General features: G+C 68.2%; 10 protein-coding genes and 1 tRNA gene. 9 read left to right on the forward strand and 2 right to left on the reverse strand.

Going from position 1 to position 13598, the window contains the following annotated elements:
- Nucleotides 1–26: 26 nt before the first annotated feature.
- Nucleotides 27–1028, forward strand: coding sequence for an ArsA-related P-loop ATPase (locus tag ACWDKQ_RS17710; protein WP_450139816.1), 1002 nt, complete (start codon nt 27–29; stop codon nt 1026–1028).
- Nucleotides 1025–2164, forward strand: coding sequence for an ArsA family ATPase (locus ACWDKQ_RS17715; RefSeq protein WP_450139817.1), 1140 nt, complete (start codon nt 1025–1027; stop codon nt 2162–2164). Before ACWDKQ_RS17710 ends, ACWDKQ_RS17715 begins: the two co-directional genes overlap by 4 nt.
- A 57-nt stretch (nt 2165–2221) precedes the next feature.
- On the opposite strand, the gene ACWDKQ_RS17720 is transcribed toward ACWDKQ_RS17715, so the two are convergent.
- Nucleotides 2222–2521, reverse strand: coding sequence for a WhiB family transcriptional regulator (locus tag ACWDKQ_RS17720; protein ID WP_450139818.1), 300 nt, complete (start codon nt 2519–2521; stop codon nt 2222–2224).
- 266 nt (nt 2522–2787) lie between these two features.
- Between ACWDKQ_RS17720 and ACWDKQ_RS17725 the strand changes: the two genes are divergently transcribed.
- Together ACWDKQ_RS17725 and ACWDKQ_RS17730 are read left to right on the forward strand one after the other, a co-directional pair.
- On the forward strand, nt 2788–5187 hold the full coding sequence (locus ACWDKQ_RS17725) for a penicillin-binding protein (RefSeq protein ID WP_450139819.1): 2400 nt from the start codon (nt 2788–2790) through the stop codon (nt 5185–5187).
- Nucleotides 5188–5373: 186 nt separating this feature from the next.
- Complete coding sequence (locus tag ACWDKQ_RS17730) at nt 5374–6150, forward strand: siderophore-interacting protein (RefSeq protein ID WP_450139826.1); 777 nt, start codon at nt 5374–5376, stop codon at nt 6148–6150.
- 617 nt (nt 6151–6767) lie between these two features.
- Here the strand turns inward: ACWDKQ_RS17730 and ACWDKQ_RS17735 are convergent.
- The gene (locus ACWDKQ_RS17735) at nt 6768–7238 is read right to left on the reverse strand and encodes a GatB/YqeY domain-containing protein (protein ID WP_450139820.1); all 471 of its coding nucleotides are present in this window, start codon (nt 7236–7238) and stop codon (nt 6768–6770) included.
- A 116-nt stretch (nt 7239–7354) separates the two neighbouring features.
- On the opposite strand from ACWDKQ_RS17735, the gene ACWDKQ_RS17740 reads away from it, so the two are divergent.
- The 5 genes from ACWDKQ_RS17740 (at nt 7355) to ACWDKQ_RS17760 (ending at nt 13529) form a co-directional block, all read left to right on the forward strand.
- Complete coding sequence (locus tag ACWDKQ_RS17740) at nt 7355–8317, forward strand: metallophosphoesterase (RefSeq protein WP_450139821.1); 963 nt, start codon at nt 7355–7357, stop codon at nt 8315–8317.
- A 51-nt stretch (nt 8318–8368) separates the two neighbouring features.
- Nucleotides 8369–8442: transfer RNA gene (locus tag ACWDKQ_RS17745), tRNA-Pro, on the forward strand.
- A 199-nt stretch (nt 8443–8641) separates the two neighbouring features.
- Nucleotides 8642–8893, forward strand: a complete 252-nt coding sequence (locus ACWDKQ_RS17750; RefSeq protein ID WP_450139822.1) for a hypothetical protein — start codon at nt 8642–8644, stop codon at nt 8891–8893.
- A 1069-nt stretch (nt 8894–9962) separates the two neighbouring features.
- Nucleotides 9963–11798: a prolyl oligopeptidase family serine peptidase gene (locus ACWDKQ_RS17755; RefSeq protein WP_450139823.1), complete on the forward strand. Its 1836-nt coding sequence runs from the start codon at nt 9963–9965 to the stop codon at nt 11796–11798.
- Between the two features lie 876 nt (nt 11799–12674).
- The gene (locus ACWDKQ_RS17760) at nt 12675–13529 is read left to right on the forward strand and encodes a reverse transcriptase domain-containing protein (protein ID WP_450139824.1); all 855 of its coding nucleotides are present in this window, start codon (nt 12675–12677) and stop codon (nt 13527–13529) included.
- The last annotated feature ends 69 nt before the right edge of the window (nt 13530–13598 follow it).

Here is a 13598-nt window from a genome sequence, read left to right on the forward strand (position 1 = left end):
GGGAACTCGGCACTTACGCTGATCGTGTGACCGACTGGGACGGGGAACTGAATCAGGCCCGACTGCACGTCGTCAGCGGCAAAGGCGGCACCGGCAAGACGACCGTCGCCGCCGCGCTCGCCCTCGCCCTAGCTACCGGCGGACACAAGGTGCTCCTGATCGAGGTCGAGGGCAGGCAGGGCATCGCCCAGCTCTTCGACACCGCCCCGCTGCCCTACGGCGAGGATTGGATCGCCGCGGCACCCGACGGCGGCGAAGTCCGCGCGCTGGCCATCGACGCCGAGGCGGCGCTGCTGGAGTACCTGTCGATGTTCTACAACCTCGGCTTCGCCGGTCGCACGCTGCGCAAGATGGGTGCGATCGAGTTCGCCACGACCCTCGCGCCGGGCCTGCGCGACGTGCTGTTCACCGGGAAGATCAAAGAATGCGTCGGCCGCACCGACCAGCGCGGGCGCTACGTCTACGACGCGGTGGTCGTCGATGCGCCGCCGACCGGCCGCCTGGTCAAGTTCCTCGACGTCACACGGGCGATGGCCGACCTCGCCAAGGTCGGGCCGATCCGGGACCACAGCGACGGCGTGGTGCGCCTGCTGCACTCCAGCGACACCGCTGTACACCTGGTGACGCTGCTCGAGGAGCTGCCGGTACGGGAAACCCTGGAGGCGGTCGCCGAACTCGACGCCGCCGACCTGCGGCCGGGTGGCGTGGTCTGCAACCGGGTCCGGCCCAACCGGCTGCCGCCCCGCTCGGTCGCCGCGGCCGCAGCGGGCCGAGTGGACGCGGAGGGGGTGCGCACCGGGATGGCCGCCGCCGGGCTCCACGTCGACGACGAGACCCTGGACGGGCTGGTGCACGAGACGATCGAGCACGCCATCAGGGCCGAGACGGAGGACGACGCCCGCGCGCAGCTCGCCGAGCTCGACCTGCCGACCGTCTCGCTGCCCGACCTCACCGCCGGGATCGACGTCGCCGAGCTCTACGAACTCGCCGAGATACTCACCGAACACGGCATCCGGAGCCCACGATGAGCGAACCGCTGCGACCCGCGCAGGTCGACGTCGACGCGTTGCTGGACGACCCGAACACGCACATCGTCGTCTGCTGCGGTTCCGGCGGCGTCGGCAAGACGACCACCGCGGCCGCCCTCGCGCTGCGCGCCGCCGAACGCGGCCGCAAGACCGTGGTGCTCACCATCGACCCGGCCAAGCGGCTGGCTCAGGCGCTCGGGCTGCGGGAACTGAGCAACCAGCCCAAGCAGGTATCGATCGAGGGTTTCGAACCGGCCGGCGACCTCAACGCGATGATGCTGGACATGCGGCGCACCTTCGACGACATGGTGCTCGCGCACGCCGGCCGGGAACGCGCCGAGCAGATCCTGAACAACCACTTCTACCAAACGATCTCCACGTCGTTCTCCGGCACGCAGGAATACATGGCGATGGAGAAGCTCGGCCAGCTGTCCGCCGACGGCACCTGGGACCTGATCGTGGTGGACACCCCGCCGAGCCGGTCGGCGCTGGACTTCCTGGAAGCGCCGCAGCGGCTGTCCACCGTGCTGGACGGGCGGCTGATCAAGATGCTGTCCAGCCCGGCCCGGGTCGGCGGGAAGGGACTGCGCAAGATCGTCGGCGCCGGTTTGGGGATGTTCGCGAAGGCGGTGTCCGCCATCATCGGCGGCCAACTGCTGGCCGACGCCGCCGCGTTCGTGCAGGCCTTCGACTCGACCTTCGGCGGGTTCCGGGAGCGCGCCGCCCAAACCTACCGGCTGCTTCGCTCCCCCGGCACCGCGTTCCTGGTGGTCGCCGCGCCGGAGCCGGATGCGCTGCGGGAGGCCACCTACTTCGTGGAGCGGCTGGCCGGGGAGCACATGCCGTTGGCCGGCCTGGTCGCCAACCGGACTCACCCGGTCGTCGCCGGGCTCGCCGGCGCCCGGGCGGCCACCGCCGCCGAGGAGATGGAGGCGACCGGATCCGCGCCGCTGGCTGCGGCCGTGCTGCGGGTGCACGTCGACCGCGTTGCGGTGGCCGAGCGCGAGAAGCGGCTGCTCGCCCGGTTCACCCGGGCGCATCCGGAAGTGTCGCTGGTCGGTGTCCCGGCGCTGCCGTCGGACGTGCACGACCTGGCCGGGCTTCGGGAGATCGGCCGCCGACTGGCCGGTGAATAGCAGAAGTCGGTTCGGGCAATCCGCGGTTGCGAATTGCCCGAACCGGCCTCGAACGGACTAACTCACTTGGTACTCGGTGAAATCGGCATAATCCTGCCGGGCGGCTTCCAGCAATTCACGCCAGTTGCGGACGTCGGGCCGGCGCCTCAACAACGCACGCCGCTCCCGCTCCGTCATTCCGCCCCAAACACCGAAGTCGATCTTGTTGTCGAGCGCCTCGCTGAGGCACTCGGTGCGGACCGGGCAGCCGAAGCAGATCATTCGCGCTTTACGCTGCTCAGCCCCCCGGACGAACAATTGGTCCGGATTCTGGTCACGGCATGCGGCGTTAACCCGCCAGTCCCCCTGCTCGAACATAGAGTTCCCCCAGCTCCTCACTGGATCGTCGGCGACCGTATTTCGTCCGGAGCCCCCCGGCACCGGATGTTGTGCTCTGAACTGCTTTGACCACAACAGTGCTGTCGCTGGACGTAGACGGACTGTAGAGCCCACTGGTTCCACAACCAACCAAGGGTTGTCGCTCCGTTATCTTTCGGACTCATCACATCGGGCGGATCTTGGCCGTGACACTCCGTCACGAAGCCGCCCCGACTTACTCTGGCTGAGTGCGTGCCCGAGACGGCTTGTTGAAGCTATTCGGTCTGTGTGTGCTGGCTGGCGTCCTGGTGGCCGGTTTGCTGTTCCCGATCGCGGGGTCACTGGGAGTGGTCTCCAACCGCGCCAGCGACGCCGTCAACAGCATTTCCTCCGACTTGATGACCAAGGTACCGCCACTTGTGACGAGTGTCACAGATCGGGATGGTCGTCCGATCGCGTACCTCTTCGACCAGAACCGGACCCCGGCCCAGCCGGACCAGATCGCCGACACCATGAAGGCGGCGATCGTGGCGATCGAGGACAGGCGGTTCTTCGACCACCACGGCGTGGACTGGGCGGGCACCGTGCGCGCCGCCGTGACCAACCAGATGTCCGGCGAAATCGCGCAGGGCGGCTCGACGCTGACCCAGCAGTACGTGAAGAACTACCTGGTGCACGTCGTCGCCGCCGGCGACCCGGTGAAGCAGGCGAAGGCCATCGAGCAGACCCCGGCGCGCAAGCTGCGCGAGATCCGGATAGCGCTGCAGGTGGAGAAGCAGCTCAGCAAGGAAGACGTACTCGCCCGCTACCTCAACGTGGTGCCCTACGGGAACCAGGCCTACGGGATCGCCGCAGCCTCCCGCACCTACTTCGACACCACGCCCGACCAGCTCACGATCGCGCAGGCCGCGCTGCTGGCCGGCATGGTCAACAGCCCGAGCGCGTTGAACCCGGAGAACAACCCCAGCGAGGCGCTCAACCGCCGCAACCTGGTGATCAAGACTATGGAGGACCAGCACCGGATCACCCCGGAGGCTGCCGAGGAGGCCCGCAACTCGCCGCTGGGACTCGCCCAACCGCTGCGCGGCATCCCCAACGGCTGCGTCGGCGCCGGGCCGTCGGACGGATTCTTCTGCAAGTACGTGATCGACTACCTGGAGCGCGCCGGGTTCACCGAAGAACAGCTAAAACACGGCGGCTACACCATCCGCACCACGCTGGACAAGCACGCCACCGACGCGGCGAAGGCCGCCGCCGAGCGTGGCGTGCCCAAGACCGCCAAGGGCATCGCCAACGTGATGAGCGTGGTGGAGCCCGGCCAGGACAAGCACCGGGTACGCGCGCTGGTCGCCAACCGCGACTTCGGGCTCGACGCATCCAAGGGGCAGACCGCGTACGCGCTGCCCAGCGGCGTGGTCAAGTTCGGCGCCGGGTCGGTCTACAAGGTGTTCACCTCGGCAGCCGCGCTGGAGAAGGGGATGGGCATCTACAACACCATCCAGGCGCCGGGCTCCTACACGTCCTCGGTGTACAAGAACGGCACGGCGCCCTACACCGTGGGCAACGCCGAAGGCGTGGCAGCCGGCCCGCGAACCCTGCAAATGGCCCTGGCGACCTCGCCGAACACCGGTTTCGTGGCGTTGCAGGAACGCGTCGGGCTCGCGCAGACGGTGGACATGGCGGCGCGGCTCGGGATGCGCGAAACGCTGCTCGCCCACACCGCGGGCGGCGACCCGCTGGCGCCGAACGGGGCCAACGGGCTCTCCCAGGCCGAACAGGTCAAGCAGCGCAACATCGGCGCCTTCACGCTGGGCTACTCGCCGACCAGCCCGCTGGAGCTCAGCAACGTCGCCGCCACGATCATGAGCGGCGGCGTGTGGTGCCCGCCGACGCCGGTCGAGCAGATCCTGGACCGCAACGGCAACCCGGTGTCGATCACCGAAGACCCGTGCGAGCAGGCCGTCGACACGGGCCTGGCGAACGCGCTGGCCGTCGGGATGAGCCACGACGACCTGCCCGGCGGGACCGCCGCAGCAGCGGCCGCAGCGGCCGGGTGGAACCGGCCGCTGGCCGCGAAGACCGGCACCACCGAGGCCCACCAGTCGGCCGGGTTCCTCGGTTCCACCCCGCAGTTCGCGGGCGCGGTGCTGACCTTCAGCGACGGCACCTCGCCGCAGGGAATCTGCGACTCCGATCCGCCCCGGCTGTGCGGGGTCAATGGCGGCAACATCTACGGCGGCAAGGTGCCGGCGCGGACCTTCTTCGACGCGATGAATGTCATCCACGAGGGTCTGCCGGTGCTGCCGCTGCCGCCGACCACCAAGCGGTACGAGGACGGCGGCGACGAGTTCCAGGTGCCCAATATCGTCGGCATGGACGCGAAGCGGGCCACCGACACGCTGGAGAAGGCGGGCTACAAGGTCCAGCAGCGCTCGGTGAGCAGCACGCGCAAGCAGGGCACGGTGACCAGCCAGACGCCGCGCGGCTTCGCGCTGCCCGGCGAGGTCGTGACGATTTCGGTGAGCACCGGTTACGTGCCGCCGCCATCGCCGGAGAAGCCACCGCCCGGCCCGCCGCAGCAGGGCCAACCGCCGCAGCAGCCGGGCGACCGGCCCCCGCAGCGGCCGGAACAACCCGTGCTGCCGCCGGGTATCTTCCCGCCATGACCGACCGCAGGTTCCATTGAAATCGAACCTTCGATTTCAAGAGCGTTTCCCTCTTCTTGCGTTGCGGGCGCATGCAGACCTCACGTCGTGGGCGGAGAGGACCTTCCGCAATTTCCATGAAATTGCGGTCGGGACCGTCGCGCGATGGGTCGGGCTGGCGGTTCTTAGACTCGAGGCGTGACGAAGATGCAGGTGAGCACCAGGCGCGCGCGATCCCGCTACCGGTTGCTGGAGGTGCGGGCGACGCAGCGCGTCACGCCCCGGATGGTGCGCGTAATGCTCGGCGGCTCGGAGCTCTCGGACTTCGTAAGCAACGGCAGCGACCAGCGGATCAAGTTGTGCCTGCCGCAGTCCGGCCAGCCGATGCCGCTGGGCCGGACCCGCGCCGAGGTGTTCGCGCTGCCCCGCGAGCAACAGCCGCGGCAGCGCACCTACACGGTCCGCTGGTTCGACCCGCAGCGGCAAGAGCTGGCGATCGATTTCGTCGTGCACGACCACGACGGCCCAGGAAGCACCTGGGCGGCGCAGGCCGCGCCCGGCGAGCAGATCGTCACCGTCGGCCCCAGCCCGGCGTACCAGCCGCAGCCAGACGCCGACCCGCTGGTGCTGGTGGGAGACGAGACAGCGCTTCCCGCCATCGCGGCGATCCTGGCGGAGCTCCCCGCGGCGGCCCGCGTGCAGGTGTTCGCCGAGGTCGCCGACGCCGCGGAGGAGCAGGCGCTCCCCTCCGACGCCGATGTGGCCTGGCACTGGCTGCACCGCGACGGCGTCCTGGCGGGCGAAAGCGCGCTGCTCGTGGACGCGCTGCGGTCGGCCGAGCTCGGCCCAAACCCGCACGTGTGGATCGGCGCGGAGGCCGATGTGGTCCACCAGCTCCGCGAGCACTGCCAGCAGGAACTCGGCCTGGAACGGCGTCGCCTCTACGCCCTCGCCTACTGGCGCCGCAACGCCGCAGGCGAATAGAAACTGTTTCCAGGCTCGTTTGGCGGTGCGCCGATCCCCGATGCGTGCAAGACCAATACGCGGCTTCGGGACTGGCCTCGCCAAGAGCCCGACGGGGCGGGCATGGTCTGAAATCCGGCGGCGGTGCCGGTTGCAGAGGGTGGGCCCAGCGCCTCCGGCGCTTCAAACGGAGAACGAAAGCTGATTCCCGGATAGCTTCTCGGCTCTAGCCCGGTCCGGTGATCGCGGAGCTGAAGCTGTTGCCCTGGGTGGCATTCCGGGGCGGGGAGATCACCGGGCCCCGGCGGCGCGGCCGGGCTTGGTCGCCCGCTGGCGTGGCCCGACGTGACTTAGCTGCGTTGGGGAGGGTGCTGGTCAACTTCGAGGGGACGAATCCAAAGTCTTCCGCTGCGACCCGCGGCCTGCGGCCGTAGGCCCTGGAGAACGCCCTTGGCCACATCGAGGGGTCCAATCGGAGTTCACGGCGGTTTCACGGCGGTTTCCGTAGCCGCTCGTGGGCGTTCCGGTCGCCTTGCCGGGCCTGCCTGCTGCAGGTATGGGGCCGTGAGTCTCTTGGGCTGCTATGGCGACCGGAAAGACCCACGGCCCCGTGACCAGCTAGAACAACGCCTCGGGTGTCAGTCGGCGAGTTCGGCCTTGACCAGGGCGGCGACCTTGCCGCCTTCGGCACGGCCCGCCGCCTTGGCGTTGGCCGCCTTCATGACCTGGCCCATCTGCTTCATGCCCGGCCGCTCGCCGAGTTCGCCCTGTACTTCCGCGACGGCGTCCTTGACGAGTTGCGCCAACTCGTCGTCGCCCAGCGGCTTCGGCAGGTAGCGCCGCAGGATTACCGCCTCGCCGAGCTCGGCCTCAGCCTGCTCCGCGCGCCCGGCCCCGCGGAACGCCTCTGCGGCCTCGTCGCGCTTCTTGGCCTCCTTGTTCAGCACGCGCTGCACCTCTTCGTCGGTGAGCTCACGTGCCTGCTTGCCGGCGACCTCCTCTTTGCTGACGGCGGCCAGCGCCATCCGCAGGACCCCGGTGACGGTGGTGTCGCGTTGTTTCATCGCGGCGGAGAGGTCCGCGCGCAGCTTGTCCTTGAGCTCGGCCATGAGGCGATTATCCCGCTGTCGGCGCCCGGGCCCGCCCACGACCTCGGTCTCCGGAGCGGCACCGTCGGTGACGGGCTGTCAGTCGCCGGAGGCGGTGTCGTCGTAGGGTTGGTGGGGTGAACAAGTTCGGGCGAATTCTGCTCAGCACGGGCGCTCTCGGCGCTGCCGCGGTCACCTACTCGGCCGTGATCGAACGTCGGCACTGGACGCTGCGGCAGGCGACGCTGCCGGTGCTCGCCGAGGACGCGGCACCGCTTCGCGTGCTGCACATCTCCGACCTGCACATGACCCCGAACCAGCGGTCCAAGCAGCGGTGGGTGGCCGCCCTCGCCGAGCTGGAGCCGGATCTGGTGGTAAACACCGGTGACAACCTGGCGCACCCGCAGGCGGTGCCCGCGACGCTGCGCGCGATGGGCCCGCTGCTGGACCGGCCAGGCATCTTCGTTTTCGGCAGCAACGACTACTACGGGCCGACCGCGAAGAACCCGGCCCGCTATCTGCTGCCGTCGCGGAAGGCCAAACGCATCCACGGGGAACCGCTGCCGTGGCGCGACCTACGGGCGGCGATGACCGAGCGCGGTTGGCTGGACGCGACGCACCGGCGGCACGAGATCGAGGTCGCCGGGATGCGGATCCACCTGGCCGGGCTAGACGACCCGCACCTGCATCTGGACCGCTACGACCTGATCGGCGGGCCCGCGCCCACCGACGTCCAGCTGCGCCTAGGCGTGACGCACTCCCCCGAGCCGCGGGTGCTCGACTCGTTCGCCGAGGACGGCTACGACCTGGTGCTGGCCGGTCACACCCACGGCGGGCAGCTGCGGCTGCCCGGCTACGGGGCGCTGGTGACCAACTGCGAGCTGGACCGGTCGCGGGCACGCGGCGCGTCCACCTGGGGCGAACGCATGCATCTGCACGTGTCGGCCGGGCTGGGCACCTCGCCGTACGCGCCGGTGCGTTTCGCCTGCCCGCCGGAGGCCACCCTTCTGACCTTGCTCCCCAGGTCTGAAAAAACCACATTTACCAGCGAAGATACCGCTATTAGGACCCCGTTCGGGGCAGGTGAGAGCGTCCGCTAAACTATGATCCAGCGGTTGGACGAGCACCCGAGATGTTCACCGCTGGAAGATCGGGGTGTGGCGCAGCTTGGGAGCGCGCTTCGTTCGGGTCGAAGAGGTCGTGGGTTCAAATCCCGCCACCCCGACAGGTGAAAGGGCCTGGTCGGAGCTTCGCGAGAAGTTCCGACCAGGCCCTTTCTGCATGTCCAAAATCCCGTCCTGGCGAGTCGGGCGCGCATCTAGATGGAGTGGGGCCAGTAGGTGGCTCCGGGTTTGCGGTCGGGGCCTGACCTGGTGCAGGGGCGCTGCGATGATGCGGCCGTGGTCTTCGAGGACTAAGTAGCGGTGCTGGTCAGCATTGCCCCGTCATGCCAGCCGTTGGAAGGCTCAGCGCGCTACGGCGGCGGCGACGGCGACGGCGACGGCGACGGCGACGGCCACAACGAATCATGCAATCTCGGCTTCAATGCCGTTGAAAGCCACCGTAAGCGGACCCAGCATCATCGGAAACGCTTGTGTGCTGATCCGCCGGAGAAGCACACGCTGATCTTGAGCCTCGAACAGTTCGTTCGCGGGCAGGGCTGGGTGGCTCCGTGAGTTCCATCGCCGACGACGCCATCCCCAATCCCAGGCAGGTATATGACCTTAAGGTGACCTGCCAACCCGGTTCTTGGCGGGTGAATGCGAGGGCCTACGGCATGTTCAGCGGCGCACCGTTCGACTTCAGCGACCACCGCATAGAACGCAAGGGCATCCAAGAAGAGTGCGACAGGATGCCTCGGTAAGGAGATGGACCAACGGGAGGTATGCCACCTACCCAAGACCGCTCGGCCTGTTCGCATCGCTGAGGCGTCGTGCCAGTTGGCTGATATTCAACCTGTCTACGTTTGTGCGCTCTTGCCGGCCACCTGCGATGACCACGGCCTCGGATGACGATGCCGTGAAATGGATGCTCGAGGTTTTGGAATGATGAACATCCTGTGCAGAAGACAATTTGCATGCGGCGCGAAGCCAGACCACTGGGACAGGCGAGAACTCGCCGATTGGATGACCGGTACAAAAGGTACTGTTCGCTTTGAACAGAACACCTCGCAATGACCTCATGAGTCGAGACATGATTGAAGACCTGGCCTGATCGTTTGCCCGCGCCCGAAGGACGGCGACGTCGAGCCGCCTGACGCGTTCTCCGATGCCGCCGCCGACGCCGATGCCTGGAACGCTCTTGGAGAGATGATTCCGGGAGACGATCTTGCCCCGAAAACAGGATCACGCCACTAAGGCCAACGCAGACCAACGGCCTGACCTGCATTGATGCGCAACCGCGCAGGTAGTGCCGCATCTTGTTCTTCGTTCGGGCCGAAGAGGTCGTGGGTTCAAATCCCGCGACCCCGACGCGGGCGTCGTTTTCCTCCAGCTTCGGGCGGTTCGGGAGATCACGATCGAGGCATGGCCTTTCAGGTGATGCCCATCGACCCGACGGTGCTCGACGAACTCCCGCAAGCTGGACGATGGCGTCGCTGACGCCGCCCTGGGGTGCGCGATTTCGCGAGGATTCGACGTTCACCCCGCGTGCTGGTCGACTCATCGTGAAATCGCCCCGCTTCAGGCGAACGGGTGATGGTGCACCTGCTCCGCAGGTGGCTGCGTCATCGGGCAGTATCGAGGCGTGAGCACCTACCCCGAAGCGCAGATCCCCGAGAAGCTGTTCGACGACCCGGAGCGCGAGGCCCGCTGGCGGGCCCGGTTCAGCGCGCCCCGCGTGTCGCTGCCGGACTGGGCGCGGGACGCGCCGCAACGCAGCCTGTACGTGTCGAACGTCAGCGGTACCTGGGAGATCTACGCCTGGGACCGCGACTCCGACGAGCACCTCCAGATCACCGACCGTCCACAGGGGACGTTCCACGGCACGTTGTCCGCGGACGGCGAGCAGGTCTGGTGGTTTGACGACACCGACGGCGACGAGTTCGGCAGCTGGGTGGTCGAGCCGTTCGCCTCCGGTGAGACGCGGCCGGGCCTGCCGGACACCCACCCCGGGTACCCGGCGGGGCTGGAGCTCGGGTCGTCGGTGATCGGCGTGGGGATGTCCACTGACGACGGCGTGACGGTGTGGGTGGCGCGCGACGGCGGCCGTCCGGAGGTGCTCTACCAGCATGAGCAGGACGGCGGGTTGTCCGCCATGTCCTGGAACGAGTCGATGGTGGTGATCTCGCACTCCGAGCACGGCGACAGCCGCCACCCCGCACTGCGGGTGCTGCGCGTCGATGGCTCCGAGGTCGCCGAGAAGTGGGACGGCCCGGGCAAGGGCCTGGACGCGCTGGCGTTCGCGCCGGTCACCGGCGACCCCCGGCTGCTGGTGCTGCACGAGCGGCGCGGCAAGGAGGAGCTGCTGATCTGGGACGTCGCTGCGGACACCGAGAGCGAGATCAAGCTCGACCTGCCCGGTGAGGTCTCCGCCGACTGGTACCCGGACGGCAAGGCGCTGCTGATCGCGCACACCCACCACGCGCGGACCACGATGCACCGCTACGACCTCGCGGAAGAGACCCTCACCGAGCTGGCGACCCCGCCGGGCACGGTGGCAGGCGCGTCGGTGCGCCCAGACCACTCAGTGGAGTACGTGTGGTCGTCGGCGGCGACGCCTTCGCTGGTGCGGACGGTTTCGCGCGACGGTGAGGACCGGGTGCTGCTGACGCCGCCCGGTGACCGCGCGCCGGGTTCGGAGGCCGTCAACGACGTGTTCGTCGAAGTCCCGTACGGACCGAACGAGACGGTCCACGCGCTGGTGGCGCGTCCGGCCGACGCCGGGGAAGGGCCGTTGCCGACGGTGTTCAACCTGCACGGCGGGCCGCACGCAGCCGACGAGGACCGGTTCTCCGCCTACCGGGCGGCCTGGCTGGACGCCGGGTTCGCCGTGGTGGAGATCAACTACCGGGGTTCGACCGGGTACGGCTCGGCGTGGCGGGACGCCATCGAGGGCCGGCCGGGGCTGACGGAGTTGGCCGACGTAGCGCGGGTGCACGACTGGGCGATCGAGGCGGGGCTGACCACGCCGGCGCTGAGCGTCGTCGCGGGTGCGTCGTGGGGCGGCTACCTGACGCTGCTGGCGTTGGGGACGCAGCCGCAGCGCTGGGCCGGCGGCGTCGCCGGGGTGCCGGTGGCCGACTACGTCTCGGCGTACGCCGACGAGATGGAGCCGCTGCGGGCCTACGACCGGGCGCTCTTCGGCGGCTCGCCGGACGACGTGCCGGAGGTCTACCGGAAGGCCTCGCCGATCACCTACGTGGACGAGGTACGGGCGCCGGTGCTGGTGCTGGCCGGGGACAACGACCCGCGCTGCCCGATCCAGCAGATCCTGAACTACCTGGACCGGTTGGGTCCGCGGGAGATCCCGTTGGAGTTCTACCGCTACGACGCGGGCCACGGCTCGCTGGTGGTGGCGGAAACTCTCCGTCAGGTCGCGGCGGAGATCCACTTCGCCCGCCGCGCCGTCGGCCTCGCCTAATGGGATCTACCGGGTCGGCTGATCGGGCAGACTCGGTGCCTGGTAGCCGCTGGTGAGTGAGCACTCTCTTCGCCTGGACCTTGGAGTCCTGGGGTCAGATCGTGCCCTCACTGGTGGTCAGGGGTCTTGATCGCTGATGGGATGTCGTGCCCGCCGGGTGTTGGCGTGAGCACTTGTCCATTAGGTCGCTGACCGGCTCCTGCAGGCTGCTGGAAGGTGTTGTCGGCCATGGAGGTTCGGGTGCTGTTCGTCGGAGATGACTGGGCTGAGGATCACGTGCGCCACGAGGTGTCCGAGTTCGAGTGGAGGTGAAAGACCTGCACCGGTCAGCCGTCGCAGCGGTTGGCTGAAGCTGAGGGCAGCCGGACCCGGGAGACGCCGGTGATGGTGGGAGCAGCCCTGACAACGCCGGGACGTGTCGGCACTGCCAGACGATGCGGGTCCGGTTAGCGAGACGGGAAGGTATACGCGAGAAATCAGTGTCTGACGCCCCTTAACGGCCCACCAGCTCAAATCTGGCGGATATGGGCTGGGTGCGGTGCGTAACCGCCGCCTGTCGGGTGGCGGGGAACTCCTGGCCACGATGTGACAACCGGCCAGGAGGCCATGGTGAAGGCCTGCGGCGTAACCATGGCGATGCCGCAGGGGTAGAGCTGGATGCCTCGCTCGTCGATCGAATTCGTGATGAACGTGGGAACCGTTCGACGCCGCCCTCACCGCGCGCAGCCAGCGCGGCGGCAGGGCAGGCACGTCGTCTGCTGAGGGCGTCGGACGGGACGGAGGCTCCGTAGTAGTCCGAGGCCGGGAAAGCCGGTCGCATGGCGAAGGGAGCCAGCAAGTCTGTGGTGGAAGGATTGGAATGCCAGGAGGCCACGGGTGAATACCCGCGATCCGGAGTCGGCCCTGTATCGAGCTGAACGCCGGGTACTGGAGATCCAGACAAAGCTGCACCGTTGGGCGAACGATGATCCTCATCGTCGGTTCGACGATCTGTTCAACCTCGTCACTGATCCCGCGTTTCTGCTGATGGCGTGGGAACGGGTCGCGGGGAACAAAGGCGCACGCTCGTCCGGAGTCGACGGTAAGACCGTTGCCTTCGTTCGGGAACGGATTGGCGTGGAGAACTTCCTCGCTGAGCTGCGGGATCAGTTGCGGGCCCGCACTTTCCGTCCGCTGCCGGTCAAGGAACGGCTGATCCCGAAACCGGGGTCGCGCAAGCGACGCCGGCTGGGAATCCCGACCGTGGCCGACCGTGTGGTGCAAGCCTCGCTGAAGCTGGTGCTGGAACCGATCTGGGAGGCGGATTTCCAACCGTGCTCCTACGGTTTCCGGCCCAACCGGCGAGCACATGACGCAATGGCCGAGACGGTCTTCCTGGCGTCCAAGACCTACGAATGGGTGCTGGAAGGCGACATCGAGGCGTGCTTCGACGAGATCTCGCATTCTGCGTTGATGGATCGGGTGCGGGTTCGGATCGGAGACAGGCGGGTGCTCGCGTTGGTGAAGGCGTTTCTGAAGTCGGGCATCCTTACTCGGGACGGCTTCGCCAAGGACAGCGTCAGTGGCACTCCGCAGGGTGGGATTCTGTCGCCGCTGTTGGCCAACGTCGCCCTGTCGGTTCTCGACGAGCATATCGCCGGGTCCGCTGGTGGGCTGCGGTCGACAACGAAGCAGCGAGAGATCCGACGCCGTGTCGCCTGCCAGCCTGAAGGGACCACCGGTTTGCCATGAGCATGGGACCGGGTTGCGTCCGGTCGCGGGCCGTGTGCTGATGGTGTCCGACGACCGGGCTGTTGGTCA

Source organism: Saccharopolyspora sp. NPDC000995, from assembly GCF_053599315.1.

Bases quoted from the DNA above. Each gene is read 5' to 3' on its own strand.
- ACWDKQ_RS17730 (WP_450139826.1), top strand. From the start codon at position 5,374: ATGCAGGTGAGCACCAGGCGCGCGCGATCCCGCTACCGGTTGCTGGAG.
- ACWDKQ_RS17715 (WP_450139817.1), top strand. From the start codon at position 1,025: ATGAGCGAACCGCTGCGACCCGCGCAGGTCGACGTCGACGCGTTGCTG.
- ACWDKQ_RS17720 (WP_450139818.1), bottom strand. From the start codon at position 2,521: ATGTTCGAGCAGGGGGACTGGCGGGTTAACGCCGCATGCCGTGACCAG.
- ACWDKQ_RS17735 (WP_450139820.1), bottom strand. From the start codon at position 7,238: ATGGCCGAGCTCAAGGACAAGCTGCGCGCGGACCTCTCCGCCGCGATG.